Source organism: Acidovorax sp. GW821-FHT11A03 (genome assembly GCF_058809075.1).
The window spans coordinates 468,858-488,993 of the sequence record NZ_JBXASG010000002.1 but is presented as its reverse complement, the minus strand read 5'-3'; the positions used below and the strand labels follow the sequence as shown (position 1 = coordinate 488,993).

Annotated in this window: 18 protein-coding genes; 9 read left to right on the top strand and 9 right to left on the bottom strand. The window is 68.7% G+C overall.

All coding sequences use genetic code 11. The annotated features are described in order from the left end of the window. Positions 1-72 precede the first annotated feature (72 nt). Positions 73-921, bottom strand: coding sequence for a 3-hydroxybutyryl-CoA dehydrogenase (locus tag AC1RVY_RS06010; RefSeq protein WP_492805767.1), 849 nt, complete (start codon positions 919-921; stop codon positions 73-75). A gap of 116 nt (positions 922-1,037) precedes the next feature. On the opposite strand from AC1RVY_RS06010, the gene AC1RVY_RS06005 reads away from it, so the two are divergent. Both AC1RVY_RS06005 and AC1RVY_RS06000 read left to right on the top strand, forming a co-directional pair. Then, on the top strand, positions 1,038-2,627 hold the full coding sequence (locus AC1RVY_RS06005; protein ID WP_492805766.1) for a GMC family oxidoreductase: 1,590 nt from the start codon (positions 1,038-1,040) through the stop codon (positions 2,625-2,627). Between the two features lie 190 nt (positions 2,628-2,817). Continuing rightward, positions 2,818-3,555 (top strand): hemerythrin domain-containing protein, encoded by a 738-nt coding sequence (locus tag AC1RVY_RS06000; protein WP_492805764.1) that lies wholly within the window; start codon positions 2,818-2,820, stop codon positions 3,553-3,555. A 4-nt stretch (positions 3,556-3,559) separates the two neighbouring features. On the opposite strand, the gene AC1RVY_RS05995 is transcribed toward AC1RVY_RS06000, so the two are convergent. The 3 genes from AC1RVY_RS05995 to AC1RVY_RS05985 are packed head-to-tail and all read right to left on the bottom strand — an operon-like array spanning position 3,560 to position 6,276. Continuing rightward, positions 3,560-4,915: a GAF domain-containing protein gene (locus AC1RVY_RS05995; RefSeq protein ID WP_492805762.1), complete on the bottom strand. Its 1,356-nt coding sequence runs from the start codon at positions 4,913-4,915 to the stop codon at positions 3,560-3,562. Further along, positions 4,912-5,406: a hypothetical protein gene (locus AC1RVY_RS05990; RefSeq protein ID WP_218340577.1), complete on the bottom strand. Its 495-nt coding sequence runs from the start codon at positions 5,404-5,406 to the stop codon at positions 4,912-4,914. Before AC1RVY_RS05990 ends, AC1RVY_RS05995 begins: the two co-directional genes overlap by 4 nt. A 15-nt stretch (positions 5,407-5,421) precedes the next feature. Next, positions 5,422-6,276: an ABC transporter permease gene (locus tag AC1RVY_RS05985; protein ID WP_369641296.1), complete on the bottom strand. Its 855-nt coding sequence runs from the start codon at positions 6,274-6,276 to the stop codon at positions 5,422-5,424. A 142-nt stretch (positions 6,277-6,418) separates the two neighbouring features. On the opposite strand from AC1RVY_RS05985, the gene cynS reads away from it, so the two are divergent. Beyond that, positions 6,419-6,862, top strand: a complete 444-nt coding sequence (cynS, locus tag AC1RVY_RS05980) for a cyanase (protein ID WP_218340575.1) — start codon at positions 6,419-6,421, stop codon at positions 6,860-6,862. Positions 6,863-6,943: 81 nt separating this feature from the next. Here cynS and AC1RVY_RS05975 read toward each other — a convergent pair whose 3' ends face one another. Beyond that, positions 6,944-7,525 carry a DUF3455 domain-containing protein gene (locus AC1RVY_RS05975; protein ID WP_492805760.1) on the bottom strand — a complete coding sequence of 194 codons (582 nt, stop codon included), beginning with the start codon at positions 7,523-7,525 and terminating at the stop codon, positions 6,944-6,946. Between the two features lie 233 nt (positions 7,526-7,758). On the opposite strand from AC1RVY_RS05975, the gene purT reads away from it, so the two are divergent. Further along, positions 7,759-8,961, top strand: a complete 1,203-nt coding sequence (gene purT, locus AC1RVY_RS05970) for a formate-dependent phosphoribosylglycinamide formyltransferase (protein WP_492805758.1) — start codon at positions 7,759-7,761, stop codon at positions 8,959-8,961. A 156-nt stretch (positions 8,962-9,117) separates the two neighbouring features. On the opposite strand, the gene AC1RVY_RS05965 is transcribed toward purT, so the two are convergent. Next, entirely contained in the window at positions 9,118-10,059 is a 942-nt protein-coding gene (locus tag AC1RVY_RS05965) for an ATP-binding cassette domain-containing protein (protein ID WP_369641299.1), read from the bottom strand. Positions 10,060-10,168: 109 nt separating this feature from the next. Here AC1RVY_RS05965 and AC1RVY_RS05960 point away from each other — a divergent pair, with 109 nt between their 5' ends. Both AC1RVY_RS05960 and AC1RVY_RS05955 read left to right on the top strand, forming a co-directional pair. Then, a complete protein-coding gene (locus AC1RVY_RS05960; protein WP_492805756.1) occupies positions 10,169-10,975 on the top strand; it encodes a helix-turn-helix domain-containing protein in 807 nt (268 codons plus the stop codon). 72 nt (positions 10,976-11,047) lie between these two features. Next, the gene (locus AC1RVY_RS05955; RefSeq protein ID WP_492805754.1) at positions 11,048-11,677 is read left to right on the top strand and encodes an FMN-binding negative transcriptional regulator; all 630 of its coding nucleotides are present in this window, start codon (positions 11,048-11,050) and stop codon (positions 11,675-11,677) included. A 27-nt stretch (positions 11,678-11,704) separates the two neighbouring features. Here AC1RVY_RS05955 and AC1RVY_RS05950 read toward each other — a convergent pair whose 3' ends face one another. From AC1RVY_RS05950 to AC1RVY_RS05940, 3 genes are all read right to left on the bottom strand, one after another. Then, complete coding sequence (locus AC1RVY_RS05950; RefSeq protein ID WP_218293091.1) at positions 11,705-12,841, bottom strand: GGDEF domain-containing protein; 1,137 nt, start codon at positions 12,839-12,841, stop codon at positions 11,705-11,707. 30 nt (positions 12,842-12,871) lie between these two features. Continuing rightward, positions 12,872-14,353, bottom strand: coding sequence for an AMP nucleosidase (locus AC1RVY_RS05945; protein WP_218293092.1), 1,482 nt, complete (start codon positions 14,351-14,353; stop codon positions 12,872-12,874). 66 nt (positions 14,354-14,419) lie between these two features. After that, the gene (locus AC1RVY_RS05940) at positions 14,420-16,519 is read right to left on the bottom strand and encodes a putative bifunctional diguanylate cyclase/phosphodiesterase (RefSeq protein WP_218340570.1); all 2,100 of its coding nucleotides are present in this window, start codon (positions 16,517-16,519) and stop codon (positions 14,420-14,422) included. A 139-nt stretch (positions 16,520-16,658) separates the two neighbouring features. Here AC1RVY_RS05940 and dbpA point away from each other — a divergent pair, with 139 nt between their 5' ends. The 3 genes from dbpA (at position 16,659) to AC1RVY_RS05925 (ending at position 20,136) form a co-directional block, all read left to right on the top strand. After that, positions 16,659-18,062, top strand: coding sequence for an ATP-dependent RNA helicase DbpA (dbpA, locus tag AC1RVY_RS05935; RefSeq protein ID WP_492246320.1), 1,404 nt, complete (start codon positions 16,659-16,661; stop codon positions 18,060-18,062). A gap of 197 nt (positions 18,063-18,259) precedes the next feature. Then, positions 18,260-19,003: a GntR family transcriptional regulator gene (locus AC1RVY_RS05930; RefSeq protein WP_369641304.1), complete on the top strand. Its 744-nt coding sequence runs from the start codon at positions 18,260-18,262 to the stop codon at positions 19,001-19,003. A gap of 122 nt (positions 19,004-19,125) precedes the next feature. Next, positions 19,126-20,136 carry a tripartite tricarboxylate transporter substrate binding protein gene (locus AC1RVY_RS05925; RefSeq protein WP_492805750.1) on the top strand — a complete coding sequence of 337 codons (1,011 nt, stop codon included), beginning with the start codon at positions 19,126-19,128 and terminating at the stop codon, positions 20,134-20,136.

Here is a 20,136-nt window from a genome sequence, read left to right as displayed (position 1 = left end):
TCTCCTTGCCCATGATTGAAAACCCAACGCGATGGGCGCGCCGTCCCCGGGGGGACAGCGCGCCTGGGGTCCTCAGTAGGTGTAAACGCCCTGGCCGGTCTTGCGGCCCAGGCGGCCGGCCGCCACCATTTCCTTGAGCAGCGGGCAGGGGCGGTACTTGCTGTCGCCGAACTCGGTCAGGTACACGTCCATCACGGCCAGGCACACGTCCAGGCCGATCATGTCGGCCAGCGCCAGCGGGCCGATGGGCTGGTTGCAGCCGAGCTTCATGCCCGCGTCGATGTCCTCGGGCGTGGCCAGGCCCTCGGCCAGCACGAAGAAGGCTTCATTGATCATCGGCACCAGGATGCGGTTGACCACGAAGCCGGGTGCGTTCTTCACGGTGATGGGGCTCTTGCCCAGGGCTTCGGCCAGGGCCTTCACGGCGTCGTGCGTGGCATCGCTGGTCTGCAGGCCGCGGATGATTTCCACCAGCGCCATCATGGGCACGGGGTTGAAGAAGTGCATGCCGATGAAGCGGTCGGCACGCGACGTGGCGGCGGCCAGCTTGGTGATGGAGATCGAGGAGGTGTTCGAGGCGATCAGCACCTCGGGCGCGACCAGCGCGTCCACCTGCTTGAGGATCTTGAGCTTGAGCTCGTAGTTCTCGGTGGCGGCCTCGATCACGAGCTGCGCGGCCTTGAGGTCGTCGTAGCTGGTGGAGACCTTGATGCGCGCCAGCGCCACGTCCTTGTCGGCCGCCGTGATCTTGTCCTTCTTGATCAGGCGGTCCAGGCTGCCCGACACCGTGGCCAGGCCTTTTTGCACCGCGGTATCGGAGATGTCGACCATCACCACGTCGATGCCCGAGACCGCGCAGGCCTGTGCAATGCCATTGCCCATGGTGCCCGCGCCGATGATGCCAACCGTTCGAATCGTCATATAGAGAGCTCTCTTCAAAGTGAAACAGACGGGCAGCATGGTAAAGCGAATCGAACGCCCGTTCGGTTATCGTGCCTCCACACCGCCGCCATGTACGGCGCAGGAGGCAACACAACATGTTCGATTACATCGTCATTGGCGGCGGTTCGGCGGGCTCCGTCCTGGCGGGCCGGCTGACCGAAGACCCCGCCGTGCGGGTCTGCCTGCTCGAAGCAGGCCCGGCCGACAGCAGCGTGCTCATCCATTGCCCCGCGGGGCTGGCCGTGATGGCCAAGTTCGAACTCAACGGCTGGGGCTTCAACACCACGCCGCAGGCCGCGCTGAACCACCGCAGCGGCTACCAGCCGCGCGGCAAGGTGCTCGGGGGCTCCAGCTCCATCAACGCCATGGTCTATATCCGGGGCCAGCATGCCGACTACGACCATTGGGCCGCCCAGGGCAATCCCGGCTGGGGCTGGGAGGATGTGAAACCCTACTTCCTGCGCGCCGAGAACAACGAGCGCGGCGCCGATGCCTGGCATGCCCAGGGCGGCCCCTTCAACGTGGCGGACCTGCGCGCGCCAAACCGCTTCAGCCAGTACTTCGCCGACGCGGGGGTGCAGGCCGGGCATCCGTACAACGCCGACTTCAACGGCGCCACGCAGGAGGGCGTGGGGCCGTACCAGGTCACGCACAAGAACGGCGAGCGCCACAGCGCCGCCAAGGGCTACCTCACGCCGCACCTGGCACGGCCCAACCTCCAGGTCGTCACCGGCGCGCAGGCCACCCGCATCCTGTTTGACGGCCGGCGCGCCGTGGGCGTGGAATACCGCCAGGGCGGCGCGCTGCGGCAGGTGAAGGCCTCGCGCGAGGTGCTGCTGAGCGCGGGGGCGCTGCTGTCGCCGCAGCTGCTCATGCTCTCCGGCGTGGGGCCGGGCGCGCAGCTGCAAAGCCACGGCATCCCGGTGCTGCATGGCCTGCCCGGCGTGGGCGCGCACCTGCACGACCATCCCGACGTGGTGCAGGTCATGGATGCGCCCGCGCTCAAGGACCTGTTCGGGCTGTCGCTCTCGGGCATGGCGCAGACCCTGCGCGGCATCCGCGAATGGCGGCGCAGCCGCACGGGCATGCTGACCACCAACTTCGCCGAGGCCGGTGGCTTCATCAAGAGCGATCCGTCCGAGCCCGTGCCCGACCTGCAGCTGCACTTCGTGATCGGCAAGCTCGTGGACCACGGCCGCAAGACGGTGTTCGGCCACGGCTACTCGGCCCACGTGTGCCTGCTGCAGCCGCGCAGCCGGGGCTCGGTGACGCTGGCGAGCAAAGACCCCATGGCCCTGCCGCTGGTGGACCCGCAGTTCCTCGCCGACCCCGATGACATGCGGCGCATGGTGCGCGGCTTCCAGCGCACGCGCGAGATCCTCGCGCAGCCTGCGCTGGCGAAGTTCGGCGCCAAGGAGCTGGCGGCATCCGCCAACGCGCGCACCGACGTGGAGATCGAGCAGTTCATCCGCCAGTACGCCGACACCATCTACCACCCCGTGGGAACCTGCCGCATGGGGACGGGGCCCATGGACGTGGTGGATGCCGAACTGCGCGTGCATGGCCTGTCGGGCCTGCGCGTGGTGGACGCGTCCATCATGCCGCGCATCGTGAGCGGCAATACCAACGCACCGACGGTGATGATCGCGGAGAAGGCGGTGGACCTGCTGCGTGCGCGGGTGTGAAGGAATTCACATTTGCGGCGCTGAACGCGGTTTTTAAGGTTCGAAGAAGGTCTGCTTAAGGAGTTTTTAACAGGCAAACCTGCCGCGCTTTTCTAGACTTCTTTTCATGGAAGCGGGTGCATGGTGCACCCGGCCCGGCACCCCTAGAAGCAGGGTGTTGAGAGGCCCCACGAGGCCATGAAAGAAGCAGATGAAGATTGATGCCCGCGAAATTGCCGCACTGACCCAAGCCCAGCCCACCGCCCCCCGCATGGACATGTACGCCAGCATCCACAAGGCGCTGCGCGCCTTCATGGCCGACACGCTGCTGGGCCTGGGCCGCATGGATGTGGAGGACGACCTGGAGTTCGCCCACACCTGCGACCGTGTGATGCAGCTGCTGGACCTGTGCCGCGCGCACCTGCACCACGAGAACCAGTTTGTGCACGCCGCCATGGAGGCGCGCCAGCCCGGCTCCAGCCAGAGCATTGGGGGTGAGCATGTGGAGCACGAACAGGCCATCACGGCCTTGGCAGACGGGGTGAACCACCTCATGGCCTGTGCCAAGCCCGCACGGGCTGCGGCCACCCTGGCCCTGTACCGCCAGCTGGCGCTGTTTGTGGCACACAACTTCGAGCACATGCACGAGGAAGAGACTGCGCACAACCGCGTGCTCTGGCAGTGCTACACCGACGCGGAACTGGCGGGTGTGCACGATGCGCTGGTGGCCTCGATCCCGCCGCACGAAATGATGGTGGTAGCCCGCTGGATGGTGCCCTACATGTCACCGGCCGAGCGCACGGCCATGCTGTCGGACATGCAGCAGCATGCGCCCGCCCCCGTGCTGGCCGCAGTGCTGGCGCAAGTGCAGCCGCACCTCACGCAGCCCGAGTGGACCAAGCTGATGCGCAGCCTGGGCCTGCCGGTGGTGCCTGGTCTGGTGCACTGAGGCGTCAGGCGTCTTCCAGCACCACGGGGCGCAGCACGCACAGCCGAAAACGCCCGCGCCCTGTTTTTTCGATATGGATGTGCGGGCAGTTCTCCTGCAGGCGGCGCTGCAGCAACAGCAGGCGGGCCTCCAGGTTGTCGGCCACATCGGGCAGGCGCAGGGTGGGATCCAGCCGCAGTTCGCGGTTGGTGAAGTCCACGCGCCCGGTGTGCAGGTGGTCGCGCAGCAGCTTCCAGATGATGGCTCCTGCCACCCCCTTGATCAAATAGTCGTCGTTGATGAACACGCTGTCATTGGCCGCAAAGTGGCGCACCCGCAGCGCGCTGCCGCTCACTGGCGTTGCTACAGCGGGGGCGGGCAGGGGCTCCGTCGCATCGGGCGCTGCCTGCAGCAGGTCGATGGCGGCAGCCAGCTGGCCCGCAATGGCCACCAGCAGGTCTTCATCCTCGAAGCCAAAGCGCATGTCCTGGGGGCTTTCGGCAAACAGCACGCCCAGCGGGCGTCCGGCGGACATCAGGGGCACCGCCACCTGGCTGTGCGGCTGGGCCAGGCCCGGGTAGGGAATGTCCAGGCCGCGGGCGGGCTGGGGATCGCCGGTGCCGGCATGGGCATCCAGGCTCTCGCGGATGGCGTGGCTGTAGCGGGCGGCATTGGTGAAATGGCTGATGCGCACGGGTGTCCCTTCCTGGGCCGCGACGCCGATCACCCCCTGGCCGAGGCGGATCTCCGATCCGACGCCCGAGGTTGCGTAGCCACAGCTGGCCACCGTGTAGAGCTGGCTGGAAGGCGCGTCGAGCAGGAGCACCATCGCGTGCTCGATGTCCAGCTGCTCGCGCAATGCGCCCAGGGTGCATTGCAGCAGCTCGTCGAGCGCGGTGCAGCGGGCCATGCGCTCGCTGCAGGCCCGCAGCGCGTGCAGCATGCCGGGGCGCGGCGCTGGCGGGGGCAGGCTCTCGCCCGCCACGGATTCGATGCGGTCCACCGCGTAGATGTCGGCCCCCTTGAGTTCGAAGACGCCCGCCATTCCCGCGTGCGAGGCAATGCCCGCCAGCTGCGCGCGCATGCTCTCGAACACCGGGCCCGTGGCTTCCGTGCGCTGGTAGACGAGGTGCAGGCGGTAGAAGCTGGCCGTGCGCGGGTCCAGGACCAGAACCGAGGCGCGGGGGTTGCGCAGGATGTTCTGGCGCGTCTTGTTGAAGAACTGGAACGACAGGGCGACATGCCCTTCGTCCACGTACACCGCCTGCGAGATGTAGGCGACGTTGGGGGTTCCATCGGCGTCGCAGGTGGCCATGACGGCCGGTATCGCTCCTTCCAGGCAGGGGCGGATCGTGTGCAGGGACAGGAGGGGCTGGCTCATGGCTGCGGCGCGGGCAGCGCGGCGCCCGCGCGCGGCCCCGGTGTCTGGTCGAAGGCCCTGGCCGGCGTGAAGCTGACGGCGACCACGTCCGCCAGCGGCGCTGCCAGCATCGCGCCCACGTAGCGCGGACCGTACCCCACCAGGCCCACCTCGTGTTCCATGGAGCGCAGGTACGCCTCCAGCAGCGGCGCGTCGGCGGCGGCGGCCGGGCGCTGCACCGCCCGGCTGGCCTTGAGCTGCAGCGTGCGGTGCGTGGACGGCTCGCTGAAGACGACGGCGATCTGCCCTGTCTCGGCAATGTCCTGCAGCAGTTGCCGCGACTGGCTGCGGCGCAGGAAGACGGTGACCTGATGCCCGTCCGCGCTGATGTGGGAGCCGACCGCGCGCATGATGCTCGGCTGCAGCTGGGCGTTGCACGATGCCACGATGGCCGACACGCCCTTGGCGACCATGGCCATGCGGTCCGGATCCAGCAGCGGGGGAAGGGCCATGGCGGTGCCGCCGGTTCAGGCCTTGAAGCGCCTGCGCGTGAGCGCCAGGGCCACCCAGAAGGCCACCACCGTGGTCACCACCAGCACCAGCCCATGGCGCAGCGCATTGGCAGGCCACTGGTCCATGAACAGGGGCCGCACCAGCTCGACCGCATTGGTCAGCGGCAGCCAGTCCGAGATGGCGCGCACGATGGGCGGCAGCTGCTCGCGCGGGAAGAACACCCCCGACAGAAACATCATGGGCGTGAGCACCAGCGTGAAGTAGTAGGTGAAGAAATCGTAGCCCTTGGCGAGTGCGTTGAAGATGAGCGCGATGCTGGAGAACATGATGCCGACGAAGAGCAGCACCGGCCAGGCCACGAGCAGCTTGGGGCTGTGGCTGATGGAGAGCGCGAGCATCACGCCCAGGATGGCCGTCACCGTGAACAGCGCCTTGAAGGCGGCCCACAGCATTTCGGCGAGCACCACGTCGTCAAGCCGCACCGGCGCGTTCATGATGCCGTCCCAGGTCTTTTGCACATGCATGCGCGAGAAGGCGGAGTACAGCGCCTCGAAACTGGCGGCGTTCATCGCGCTCATGCAGATCGAGCCACTGGCCAGGAACAGGATGTACGGCACCTGCGTCGTCGCGCCGCCCGCCGTCCCCACGTTCACCTGTCCCACCAGGGCGCCCATGCCGTAGCCAAACGCCACCAGCCACATCAGCGGCTCGGCGATGTTGCCCACCAGGCTGGGGATGGCCAGCTTGCGCCAGACCAGCAGGTTTCGCAGGAACACGGGCCACCAGCGCGCCGAGAGGCTGGGCGCGCGCCAGACGGAGGCAAGGGGCGGGGCGGCAGCGGTTGCCGTGGAGGGGGATACGGATTGCATGGGCTTATTGTGCTGTGTCGGGCCGGGGGTGGATAGGTGGCCGTGTCCACCGCCCCACCGGCCTGTGGGGCCGGCGGGCACGGGCATTGCTTGCGGTCGTGCCATAGCGCACTGATCCGACACCCGCCCCCAAGGAGCCCCCATGAACCGCAACGACGTCACCGAGAAGATCATCAGCACCAAGGTCGCCAAGGGCCTGCAATGGGATGCCATTGCCAGGAAGGTCGGCCAGTCCAAGGAGTGGACCACCGCCCTGTGCCTGGGCCAGATGACCGCATCGCCCGTGCAGGCCAAGGTGCTGGGCAAGATCTTCGGCCTCACGGCCGAGGAGCAGAAGTGGTTGCAGGTCGTGCCCTACAAGGGCTCGCTGCCCACGCCCGTGCCCACCGACCCGCTGATCTACCGCTGGTACGAGATCGTGAGCGTGTATGGCACGACCATCAAGGAACTGATCCACGAGGAGTTCGGCGACGGCATCATGAGCGCCATCGACTTCAGTATGGACATCACGCGCGAGGCCGACCCCAAGGGCGACCGCGTGAAGGTGGTGCTGTCGGGCAAGTTCCTGCCGTACAAGCAGTACTAGGGCGTGCCATCAATCCCTACCCCCACGCGCTGGCCCCGCAATGCGGATGGATGCGCGGAGCGGGGCGCGGCGGGCAGCGGCCTACGCCGCTTTCCAGAAGATGTAGTCGGCCTGGTACTTCACGCTCTGGCGCTCGCCCTTGTTGGCGGTCGCACAGGGCGAGGCAGGCGCCACGCCGCCCTTCAAGGCCACGCGCTGGATGAAGGTCACACCTGCCATCGCGCCGCCGCCCATGGCGGGGTGGGCCTTGACCAGCTGGTAGGGCAGGTTGCCTGCACCCGATGGCGCCACGGCCAGTTGGGTGGCCGTCAGCTTGGAGCCATCGGCCGACTCCCAGGTGGCGGGTGGGCCGTAGTAGGTGCCCACTTGCTTGCCGCTGCGGTCGTTCAGTACCGCCTTGGGGCCCACGAACACCCATTCGGCCTGGCCGGGCGCGTTGGCCTTGTCGCGGCACTCATAGGTGATGTCGCCCACGCCGACGGTTTCCATGGCGACCCGGTTGCCGGCGGGTACCTTGATGGCGTCCGGCAGGCTGTCCTGCGAGAACATGGGGCTGGGGCTGGGGGTGGGCTGCTTCATCGCCCCGCAGGCGGCCAGCAGGGCCGTGGCGGCAAGTGCGCCCGTCAGGGCCGCGAAACGGGAGCGCAATGGCTGGGTGTGCATGGTATTTCCCTTTTCTTCAGTGGGTTGAAAAAGCGCAGCGATCCCAAGAACGGTCTGCTGCCCCTGGGAGTACGCGCGCCAGCGCCGCCTGGATCCACCCGGCGCAAAAAATAGTCCGCACGCCCTGTGGCCGGGGTGGCGGGGCGCGCAACCCGTGCATTAAAGTTGGCCGATCGCCGCGGCTTCACGACCCTTTCTGCCGCCCGTCCTCACTTTTTTCTGGAAAACCTCCCATGACCACCCTCGGAACCCCGCTGTCGCCCCATGCCACCAAAGTCATGCTGCTGGGCTCGGGCGAGCTGGGCAAGGAGGTGCTGATCGCGCTGCAGCGCCTGGGTGTGGAAACCATCGCCGTGGACCGGTACGAGAACGCCCCCGGCCAGCAGGTGGCCCACCACCAGCGCACCATCACGATGAGCGACCCGGCCCAGCTCAAGGCCCTGATCGAGGCCGAGAAACCCCACCTGGTGGTGCCCGAGATCGAAGCCATCGCCACGCCCATGCTCGAAGAGCTGGAAGCCGCCGGCACCGTGCGCGTGATCCCCACCGCCCGCGCCGCGCGCCTGACCATGGACCGTGAAGGCATCCGCGTGCTGGCCGCCGAGACGCTGGGCCTGCCCACCAGCCCGTACAAGTTCTGCAACTCGCTTGAGGAACTGCAGGCGGCCATCGATGCCGGAATCGGCTACCCCTGCATCGTCAAGCCCGTGATGAGCAGCTCCGGCAAGGGCCAGAGCAAGATCGACGGCCCGGCCGACGTGCAAAAGGCCTGGGACTACGCCATGGCCGGCGGCCGCGTGAGCCACGGCCGTGTCATCGTCGAGGGCTTCATCGACTTCGACTACGAGATCACCCAGCTCACGGTGCGTTCGGTGGGGGCTGACGGCCAGATCGCCACCAGCTTCTGCGACCCCATCGGCCATGTGCAGGTGAGCGGTGACTACGTGGAAAGCTGGCAGCCCCACCCCATGCACCCGGCCGCGCTGGAGAAGTCGCGCCAGATCGCCAAGGCGGTCACGGACAACCTGGGTGGCAAGGGCCTGTTCGGCGTGGAGCTGTTCGTCAAGGGCGAGCAGGTGTGGTTCAGCGAGGTGAGCCCGCGCCCGCACGACACCGGCCTGGTCACGCTGTGCACCCAGCACCAGAGCGAGTTCGAGCTGCACGCCCGCGCCATCCTGGGCCTGCCAGTCGATACCAGCCTGCGCAACCCCGGCGCCAGCGCCGTCATCTACGGCGGCGTGGAGGCCCAGGGCATCGTGTTCGACGGCGTGGACGAGGCCCTCGCCGTGCCCGGCACCGACCTGCGCCTGTTCGGCAAGCCCGAGAGCTTTGCCAAGCGCCGCATGGGCGTGGCACTGGCGCGTGCGGCCGAGGTGGAAACGGCGCGCACCAATGCCAAGCTGGCGGCCAGCAAGGTGAAACCACGCACCCCCTGAGCCGCTTCGCGCCTTCCCTCTGTCTCGCTTCGCGGGAGGGGGACGCCACCCGTGGCCTGGCAAAGCCAGTTCCACGGTGGCACCGGCTTGCGCTGCGTCAGTTTTCGCCGTTGCGTGAAGCGTGGCGCACCGGAGTGCACTGATCCAGACTTCAGTTCAGCCATCCTCGCGAATCTGCCGCCCCGTGAGCTTGAGGAACAGGTCCTCCAGGTTGGCCGGCCGGTGCAGGGTGCGCAGGTGCGGGTGCGCGCCCAGCGCCTGCAGCAGGGGCCCTGCGTTCTGGGTGTAGAAGAACACCGTCTCGCCGCTGATCTCCACGCGCGCCGCCAGGGCCCGCAGGGCGGCATTCTCGGCCAGCGCCACGGCGCCCACGCCGAACACTTCCACCACGTCCGGCTCCAGGTGCTGCGCGATCAGTTCGCGCGGGCGGCCCTCGGCGATCTTCTTGCCGTGGTCCAGCACCAGGAGGCGCGAGCACAGGCGCTCGGCCTCGTCCATGAAGTGGGTGGTCAGCAGGATGGACTTGCCCTGCTGGAGCAGCAACTGCAGGCGCTCCCACATGAGGTGGCGGGCCTGCGGGTCCAACCCCGTGGTGGGTTCGTCCAGCAGCAGCAGGCGCGGGTCGTTGACGAGTGCGCGGGCCAGGCTCAGGCGCCGCTTCATGCCCCCCGAGAGTTCGCCCGGCTTGGCGTTCGCCTTGTGCGTGAGCGCCGCGAAGTCGAGCAGGCGCGGCACGCGCTCGTCCATCACCGGGCCCTTGAGCCCGAAATAGCGGCCGAACACGCGCAGGTTCTCGGCGCAGGTGAAGTCGGGGTCCAGGGTGTCGAACTGGGTCACCACGCCCAGCTGGGCCTTGATGGCGAGGGCATCGCGCGGCATGTGCAGCGGGGCGCCGCCCGGCCCGGGTGTGAAGTGCACCGCACCGCCGTCGGGCGCGGTCAGGCCCAGGCACATGCGGATGGTGGTGGTCTTGCCCGCGCCGTTCGGGCCGATGACGCCCAGGCATTCGCCGGGAGCGATGGAAAAGGAGACATCGTCCACCACGGTGGTGTTGCCATAGCGCTTGCGCAGTTGCAGGGCTTCGAAGAGTGCGGTCATGGCCTGATTGTGTGCCATGCTGGCACCCCGGGCCGCGCGGCGGATGATGGCCGCACCCCCGCAGAGCGCCCGCCCCTTTGAACGAGAAATGCGCCATCCTGCCTGCACCATGAAACCCAGCCCCGCCGATACCAGCTATGTCGAATTGCCACTGGACGCCCTGGATGCGACCCGGATCGAAGCCGTCTGGCGCTACGACGCGGCGGCCCAAGGCCGGCAACTGGTGCTGCCGGACGGCAGGATGGACCTGGTGGTGCATTGCGCCCTGCGGCCCGATGGCATGGTGGCGTCCGTCTGGCCGGTGATCGCGGGCCCCGCCGACCAGCCCGCGTTCGTGAGCCTGCGCGCCGCGACGGTCGTCCTCGGGGTGCGTTTTCACATGGGCTGGGGCGGCGCCTGCCTGGGCACGGCGCCCGGGGCGCTGCGCAACCGGACGGTTTTCGGCGCCGAGGCCGCGCGGATGCTGGGTCCTTCTTGTGCCACCAACCCCTTGCTGCAGGCGCGCACGCTGCGGGGCGTGGAGCAGGCCTTGCGCTCCACCGCCCGCGCGCTGGCGGCCCGGGCCTCGGTGGCAGCGGCCCAGGGTCGGGCGCTCGCGGCCATCGAGCAGATGGTGCGGCAGGGCCAGACCGTGGAGGAAGGCGGTGGCGGCTGGGCCGTACCCTCCTCGCGCACGCTGCGCCGGGACATGGCGGCGGTGGCGGGCTTGCCCCTGCGGAGCCTGGCGGGCATCCTGCGCTTTCAGCGCGCCATGGACCTGCTGCAGGCCGGCCGCCCTTCGCTGGGCGAGGCCGCCTTGGCGGCGGGCTATGCCGACCAGGCGCACATGACCCGCGAGTTCCGCCGCTACGGGGGCTTCACGCCCGCCGCGCCGGCACCGGCGCCGCTGGTCCGGCGGGCGCCCTGCTTGCCCTGACGGCGTTGGCCGAAACCTTCAAGACGCGCGCGTGCGCAACGGCCAGACTTCCCTCTTTTTTGAGCCCGTGCGATGTACAGCCAATCCCTCTTCTCCATCGACGATGTCCGCGAACTGCAGGGCCTGGTGCGCTCCTACCCCCTGGCGACCGTGGTCGCGGCGGCGCACGCGGGCCTGGAGGCCCACCTGCTTCCGCTGCTGCTGCCGCTGGCCGAAGGCGGCGGCCTGGGGCTGCTTCAGGGCCATGTGGCGCGCATGCACACGCTGGCGCGGTCTGTCCCGCAGGGCGCGGAGGTGCTCGCGGTGTTCCAGAGTCCCAATGCCTATATTTCTCCGCGCTGGTACGTGAACGGCCAGCGCAGCGCGCGCCTGGCCCCCAGCTGGAACTATGTGGCGGTGGAAGCCAGGGGGCGCATCCGCTTCGTCGACGACGGCGGCTGGATGAGGGACCACCTTGCCGCGCTCACGGCGTCCCAGGAGGCGCACCGCGCCCAGCCGTGGTCCCTGCACGATGCCTCGCCCGCCTTCATCGACGAGGCGGCGCTGCATCTGCGGGGCTTCGAGATCGAAGTCACCCGCCTCGAGGGCAAGCGCTTCCTGTCCCAGCAGCGCACACCCGCGGACCGGTCCAGCCTCGTCGCGCACCTGGCGCTGGAGCGCCAGGGGGCGGCGCACGATGTCGCGGCGCTGATCGTTCCCTGACCGCCTGCCGTTGCCAGGAGGTGGTCTTCAGGTGGCGGCGGTCAGCCGGCCGCGGCCCGTGGCCTTGGCGTCGTAGAGCGCGCTGTCGGCCCGTGCCATCAGGGCCGCCAGGCTGGATTCTCCGGGCTGCAGCACGGCCATGCCGGCGCTGTAGTCCAGGATGAAGCCCAGTTCTGCCGCGCTGGCGTCATGCAGCTTGTGGCGCAGGCGCCGGTCGAACGAGACGCCCGCCGACGCCGTGTTGTGCAGCATCAGCACGCCGAACTCCTCGCCCCCGAGCCGCGCAATCAGGTCGCCGCTGCGGCAGGTGTCGCCCAGCAGCCGCGCAAACAGTTGCAGCGCACGGTCGCCCGCGTCGTGCCCGTGGGTGTCGTTGATCTGCTTGAAGTGGTCCAGGTCCAGCATCAGCGCGGTGAGCGGCAGCCGGTGGCGCCATGCATGCGAAAGCAGGTTTTCGCCCTGGGTGGTGAAACCTCGGCGGTTGAGCAGGCCCGTGAGCCCATCGGTCATGGCCAGCGTGCGCAGCTTCTGCTCTGCCTCGTACCGCCAGGCCACCAGCACGGCGACGGTGCCCAGCACCAGGCTCACGTTGGTGGCCAGCGCCGCGGCCAGGTTGACCGGGTGCGGCGTGCGAAAGCTGGGGTACTCGTCGGTGAAGGCGCCCAGCAGCCCGCGCGCCAGGGTGAAGGCGGCCGAGGTGGCCAGGCAGCCCAGGAGCAGGCTGCGCCAGCGCACGTCGGCGAGCACCAGCGGGTACAGCGTGGCCCGCGCCACGATGCACAGGATGACCGCCATCAGCCCGTTGGCCCAGCCCACGCGCCAGGCGTAGTGGTCAAAACCCAGCGTGTAGCCCAGCGGCGCGGCCACCACCAGCGCCAGCAGCACACGCCGCAGGGGGCGAGGGCCCAGCCATTCTTCCAGCGCGCGGTAGAGCATCCACTGGGCAGCGGCGTTGCATGCGATGGACAGCGTGGACAGCGCCCGGTCCCATAGCGAGGACGACGCGATGATGGCGGCCCAGGCCAGCGCCTGCAGCAGCATGCTGGCCTGCACGTGGCGTGCGGCGCGGCTCACATCCCGCCCCATGATGAGCGGCAGGACGGCCGAGATCATGAACAGGTTGGCGGCCATCGCCGCCATGAGCGTGAGGAAGTCCAGGGGCATGGGAGACGGGGCGCTGCTTCTTTCTTGTCGTCACTGGAAGGCGACTTCGGCAAAGCTGCGCAGCTTGCGGCTGTGCAGCCTGTCCACGCCGCCGTTGCGCAGGATCTCGATGGCGCGCATGCCGATGCGCAGGTGCTGGTCCACGCGCTCGCGGTAGAAGTGGTTGGCCATGCCCGGCAGCTTGATCTCGCCGTGCAGCGGCTTGTCGGAGACGCACAGCAGGGTGCCATACGGCACGCGGAAGCGAAAGCCGTTGGCCGCGATGGTGGCGCTTTCCATGTCCAGCGCCACGGCGCGGCTCTGGCTGAAGCGGCGCTGGGGCATGTTGTCGGGCAGCAGTTCCCAGTTGCGGTTGTCGGTGCTGGCCACGGTGCCGGTGCGCATGATGCGCTTGAGCTGGTCCTCCGGCACCCGCGTCACGTCGGCGACGGCCTGCTGCAGCGCCATCTGGATCTCGGCCAGCGCCGGGATGGGTACCCACAGCGGCAGTTCCTCGTCCAGCACGTGGTCCTCGCGCACGTAGGCGTGGGCCAGCACATAGTCGCCCAGCTGCTGGCTGTTGCGCAGGCCCGCGCAATGGCCCAGCATCATCCACGCGTGCGGGCGCAGCACGGCGATGTGGTCGGTGATGGTCTTGGCGTTGGCCGGCCCCACGCCGATGTTGACCATGCTGATGCCGCTCGCGTCCTTGCGCACCAGGTGGTAGCCGGGCATCTGCGGCAGGCGCGGCGGGGCGATGCCCAGCTCGTCGCCCGGCTGCGCGGGCAGGCCCGCGCGGCGAGTGACCACGTTGCCGGGCTCGATGAAGGCCACGTACTCGCTGTCTTCCCTGGCCATCTCGGCGTGGCCCAGGCGCACGAACTCGTCGATGTAGAACTGGTAGTTGGTGAACAGCACGAAGTTCTGGAACCATTCGGGCGCGGTGCCCGTGTAGTGGCGCAGGCGGTGCAGCGAGTAGTCCACGCGCGGCGCGGTGAACAGCGACAGCGGCTGTGCCTCGCCCGGGCGCGCCTGCCAGGTGCCGTTGGCGATGCCGTCGTCCATGGCCGCCAGGTCCGGCAGGTCGAACACGTCGCGCATCAGCATGCGGCGCTCGGCCGTGAGCGTGCCCTCGATGTGGTCGTGCTCGGCGAACGAGAAGTGGATGGGGATGGGGTGCGCGCTGGTGCCCACCTCCAGCTCGACGTTGTGGCTGGCCCGCAGCAGGCGGAACTGCTCGGCGTAGTAGTTGGCGAACAGGTCGGGGCGGGTGAGGGTGGTTTCGTACCGCCCGGGGCCTTCCACGAAGCCGTAGGCCAGCTTGGAGTCCGCCCGTGCCACCGTGGTGGTGTGCACCCGCACGAAGGGATAGAACGCGCGCACCGCGCTTTCGGGCGTCTCGCCCGCCACGAAGCGCTGCATGGCATCGCGCAGGTGGCCGATCTGTTGCTGGTAGATGCGCTGCACCTGGGCCAGCGCTTCGGCCGGGTCGGTGTGGCGGGTGGGGGCGATGAAGTCGGGAATGAGGGGCATGCCCCTATTGTCCACAAGCCGGGAACGTGTTTGTGTGACGGGCTGGCGCCGGGGCCGCGGAGGGCCTCAGGAATTGACCGCCAGCAGGGGCTCCAGGCCGTGGAAGTCGCGCATCCAGCGCAGGATGGACGCGGCGTCCCGGGGCACCGACACCACATGGCCCTGGATCAGGTCGCACCCCAGGCCCGCCAGCAGATCCACCTGCGCCTGTGTCTCCACCCCCTCGGCCACGGTCCTGATCTGCAGGCTGCGGCCCATCTGGATGATGGCGGTGACGATGGCCACGTCGTCGGCGTTGTCCGGGGTGTCGACCACGAAGGAGCGGTCGATCTTGAGCTTGTCGATCGGGTAGCGCTTGAGGTAGGCCAGCGATGAGTACCCGGTGCCGAAATCATCGATGGAGATTCCGACGCCGAGTGCCTTGAGGGCATTGAGGGTGTCCAGCACCTGGCCCGTCTGGTGCATCAGCACGGATTCGGTGAGTTCGATCTCCAGGTACTGCGGTGCCAGCCCGGTCTCGTGCAGCATGGCCGCGATCTCGCCCGCCACGTCGCGCTGGCGGAATTCGAGGGCCGACAGGTTCACCGCCACCGGCACCATGGCCAAGCCCTGGTCCTGCCACTCCCGGAGCTGGCGGCAGGCCTCGCGCATCACCCAGCGGCCAATGGGGGTGATGAGGCCGCGGGATTCCGAGAAGGTGATGAACTCATCCGGCCCGACCAGGCCGCGCTGGGGATGGCGCCAGCGCACCAGGGCCTCGAAGCCGCGCAGCGAGCCGTCTTCCAGGCAGATCTGGGGCTGGTAGTGCAGCACGAAGGCGTTGTGGACGATGGCCTCGCGCAGCAGCCGCTCGTGCTGCAGCACATCGATGGCGCTGGCCTCCATGCTGGGTTCGTAGAACTGGCGGTTGCCCCGGCCGCTTTCCTTGGCGTGGTGCATGGCCGCGTCGGCGCAGCGCAGCAGCGCGTCGCCGGTGGCGGCATGCTCCGGAAAGAGGCTGATGCCGATGGACGGCGAGACGGTCAGCGGCACCTGGTCGAGCGTGAACACGCCGTGCATGGAGTCGAGCAGCTTGTCGGCCACCCTGGCGGCGTCATCGGGGCTTTGCACGTCGGTCAGGACCACCACGAACTCATCGCCGCCCAGCCGCGCCACCACGTCGGCATCGCGCACGCCCTGGCGCAGCCGCTCGGCCACGTTGCACAGCAACTGGTCGCCCGCGTGGTGGCCGAGCGAGTCGTTCACCGTCTTGAAATGGTCCAGGTTCACGAACAGCACGGCCGCGCGGCCGTGGCGCCTGCGCGCCAGCGACAGCACCTGCGACAGCTGCTCCATCAGGAAATGCCGGTTGGGCAACTGCGTGAGGGTGTCGTGCAGCGCGATGAAGGCCTCGCGCTCCTGCGCCTGCTTGCGCGCGGTGATGTCGCGCACCACCACGATGCGGTAGTCCGCATGGTGCAGCGGCATGGTCTTGCCCACCACCTCGACGGGGATGGCATGCCCGTCCTTGTGGCGGATGGTCACTTCGTAGGGGTCTTCGCGCCCGCTGCGGGTGTAGTCCAGCGCCACGGCCCGCCATTCGGGACTGATGAAGTGGAAGATCGAGACCCCCAGCACCTCCTGCAGCCCGTAGCCCACCAGGCGGGTGAGCGCCTCGTTGCCGTCCGTGATGATGCCGTCGCGGTGGAACACGATGGCCTCGTCCGTGGCCTCGGTGAACTTGCGCATGCGCTCTTCGCTCTGGCGCACCTGGCGTTCCGCGCGCCAGCGCTCGGTGATGTCGGTGATCAGCACGAACGAGCCCAGCTGCTGCGAGCCGGCGCCGAAGTGCGGGATCAGGTTGACCTCGATCATGCGCGTCTCGCCATTGGGCAGGATCTGCTCGCGCGTGTACTTCACGTGCTCGCGGCGCGTGGAGCGCTCCACATGCGGCTGGATCACCTGCCAGGCCTTGTCGCCAATGGCTTCCTGCACCGTGAGCCCCAGGATCGATTCGGTCGTGTGGCCGTTGTAGGCGGCGTAGCCCTGGTTGGCGAACTGGCAGCGCAGGCCGGGCAGGTCGAAGTACGCCATCAATGCGGGCACGGAATCGGCGATCAGGCGCAGCAGCGAGTCGCTGGAGCCCCCCTGGCCAGGGGCGTTGGCTGCGTTGATTGAATCTGGCATGTCCCACCCGGTGCTGAGAAGGTGTGGCGGTCTGCACGCGGCCCCGTGGAGATCGCCAGCACGTTCTTCCGTTATAGCCGATAGACCTTGCGCGCGTGCAAGGTAGTTGCCCGGATACCCCGGGCGGGATAATCGGGCCATGACCTCCAAAGAAAACCAAGCCGGCACTGACTTCAGCACGCTGGCCCTGAGCCCTGCCATGCTGTCCAACCTGCAGCAGCTGGGCTACATGCAAATGACTCCGATTCAGGCGGCCAGCCTGCCGCCCGCGCTGCTGGGCAAGGATCTGATCGCCCAGGCCAGCACCGGCAGCGGCAAGACCGCCGCCTTCGCCCTGGCCCTGCTGGCCAACCTCAACCCGCGCCGCTTCGCCGTGCAGGCGCTGGTGCTGTGCCCCACGCGCGAGCTGGCCGACCAGGTGACCACCGAGATCCGGCGCCTGGCGCGCGCGGAAGAGAACATCAAAGTCGTGACCCTGTGCGGCGGCGTGCCGCTGCGCGCCCAGACGCTGAGCCTGGAGCACGGCGCCCACATCATCGTGGGCACGCCCGGCCGCGTGATGGACCACCTGGAGCGCCAGCACCTCTCGCTGGAAGCGCTCAACACCCTGGTGCTCGACGAGGCCGACCGCATGCTCGACATGGGTTTCTTCGACGACATCGCCACCGTGGCGCGCCAGTGCCCTTCGGCCCGCCAGACCCTGCTGTTCTCGGCCACCTACCCCGAGGGCATCGCCAAGCTCAGCGCCCAGTTCATGAAGGCGCCGGTGCAGATCACGGTGCAGGCCCAGCATGCCGAGGGCAAGATCGAGCAGCGCTGGTACGAGGTGAAGCACAGCGAGCGCCTGCACGCGGTGTCCCAGCTGCTCAACCACTTCCGGCCCGAATCGTCGATCGCCTTTTGCAACACCAAGCAGCAGTGCCGCGACCTGGTGGGCGTGCTGCAGGCGCAGGGCTTCAGCGCGCTGGCGCTGTACGGCGAGCTGGAGCAGCGCGAGCGCGACCAGGTGCTGGTGCAGTTCGCCAACAGGAGTTGCTCGGTGCTGGTGGCCACCGACGTGGCGGCGCGCGGGCTCGATATCGCCAACCTGGCGGCCGTGATCAATGTGGACGTGACGCCCGACCCCGAGGTGCACATCCACCGCATCGGCCGCACGGGCCGGGGCGACGCCGAGGGCCTGGCGCTGAACCTGGCCAGCCTGGACGAGATGGGCAGCGTGGGCAAGATCGAGGTGCTGCAGGGCCGGGAGTCGCGCTGGTTCCCGGTGGCGGAGCTCACGCCCGCGGGCAGCGGCCCGCTGGTGCCGCCCATGGTCACCATCCAGATCATCGGCGGCCGCAAGGAGAAGATCCGCGCGGGCGATGTGCTGGGCGCGCTGACCGGCGAGATGGGCTACACCCGCGAGCAGATCGGCAAGATCAACGTGAACGACTTCTCCACCTACGTGGCGGTGGACCGCGCCATCGGCGCCCAGGCCGTGCAGCGCCTGAACCAGGGCCGGGTGAAGGGCAAGGCCGTGAAGGCCCGCCTGGTGACGGATTGATGGCGGCTTGCCGGTGGGGGCACCCCCCATCAGGATGGCAAATGCCGCTGGGCCTTGTCCGGCGGTTTTTTTTGCTCCTTTTTGTGGGTAGCTGATCGTCCGCAACGGGACCCCATCCCGAAGCCTGGGCATCCGCCGCCGTGCCTGTGGTATTCACTTATTGTGCAAAGACCTATAGAGGACTATAGTTCTTTGCCATGATCTCCCATTCAAAAGTCGTGGCGCTGGATTCCTCCCCGGGCCTGAGCCGGTACGCCGCCCTGGCGGCTGCACTGCGTGCCCGCGTGGTGGCCGGCGAATGGCCGCCCGGCTCGGCCCTGCCGGCAGAAAGCCTGCTGGCCACGGAGCACCAGGTGGCGCTGGGCACCATGCGCCGTGCGCTGGAACTCCTGGTGGCGCAAGGGCTGGTGGAGCGCATCCACGGCCGGGGCACCTTTGTGCGCCAGGGCATTGCCGGCGCCTCGATGCTGCGGTTTTTCCGGTTTGACAGCGGAGGCGGCGAAATGCCGCGCTCGCGCATCCTGTCGCGCCAGCGCATGGCGGCCCCGGCCGCCGTGGCCCGCAGGCTGGGCCTGGCGACGGGCGAGATGGTGCTGCGGCTGCAGCGCCTGCGCCTGCTGGCCGACCAGCCCTGCCTGCTGGAAGACCTGTGGCTGCCGCTGGATGTGTTTGCGCCCCTGGCAGAAGGAAACACCGCCGAGTGGGACGACCTGCTGTACCCCATGTTCGCGCGCCGCTGCGGTGTGCATGTGCACCGGGCCGTGGACGACATTGGCTTTGCCATGCTGACAGCCCCGCAGGCCGTCCACCTGGGGCTGGCCGCAGGCCATCCGGGCGTGGTGGTGCAACGGGCCGCCTACGACCTGGGCGGGCGCTGCATCGAATGGCGCACCACGCGCGGCGATGCCCACGCCTTTCACTACACCGTGACCATTACATGAACGGCATCCCTGTGCGATGCCACGGGCCTGGCAAGGCCCGTGCCGCTGCGCCTGCCCGCCTGGGGCGCGCCGCTCCCGGCGCACTCCCATGAACGACTGAAGACGAAACCAAGGAGACCCGTATGCACCATCTATCCGATCCTCAGAATTCACCAGATCTGTCGCGCCGTGCGGCGCTGGCTGCCGTGGGTGTCACGCTGGCAGCGCCCTGGGTGCGCACCCACGCCGCGGGCGTGGGGGGCGGGCGCACCGTGACCCTGGTCGTCTCCTACCCCGCAGGCGGCGGCGCGGACCTGATGGCGCGCATCATCGCGCCCCGCATGGCCGAGGCGCTGGGGCAGGGCGTGGTGGTGGACAACAAGCCCGGCGCCAGCGGCCAGCTGGCCGCATCGGCCGTGGCCCGCGCCGCGCCGGATGGCACGACCCTGCTGCTCGATGCGTCGTCGTTCGCCGTCAATCCATCGCTGTATCCCAAGCTGCCCTACGACAGCAACACCGCCTTTGTGCCGCTGGCCGTGCTGGCGACCTTTCCGAACGTGCTGGTGTGCCACCCGGGCTTCGGTGTCAACTCCGTCAGGGAGGTCATCGCACGCGCCAAGGCCAAGCCCGAAGATGTTGCCTATGCGTCGTCCGGCAATGGCTCGGCCCAGCATCTGGCCGGGGCGCTGTTTGAAGAGCGCACGGGCGTGCGCCTGTCCCACATTCCATACCGTGGAGGTGGCCCTGCCATGAACGACGTGATGGGCGGGCAGGTGCCGCTGTTCTTTGCCAATGTGGCCTCGTCCCTGGGCCACATCCAGGCGGGCAAGCTGCGGCCGCTGGCGGTAACCAGTGCGCTGCGCGCCCGATCGCTGCCGGATGTGCCCACCATGGCGCAGGCCGGCGTGGCCGACTACGAAGTGCTGGAATGGAATCCGGTGCTGGCCCCGGCGGGCATTGCGCCCGAGGTGCGCACGCAGCTGGTCAACGCCATCCGCAAGGCGCTGGCCGACCCCGAGGTGCTGGGCCGCATCCGCGCGCTGGGCGGCGATGCCTTTCCCGACGCGACCCAGGCCAGCGCGGGCAGGTTCATCCAGGCCCAGCAAGCGCAATGGGGCAAGGTCATCCGCGAGCGCAAGATCGTGGTGGGCTGA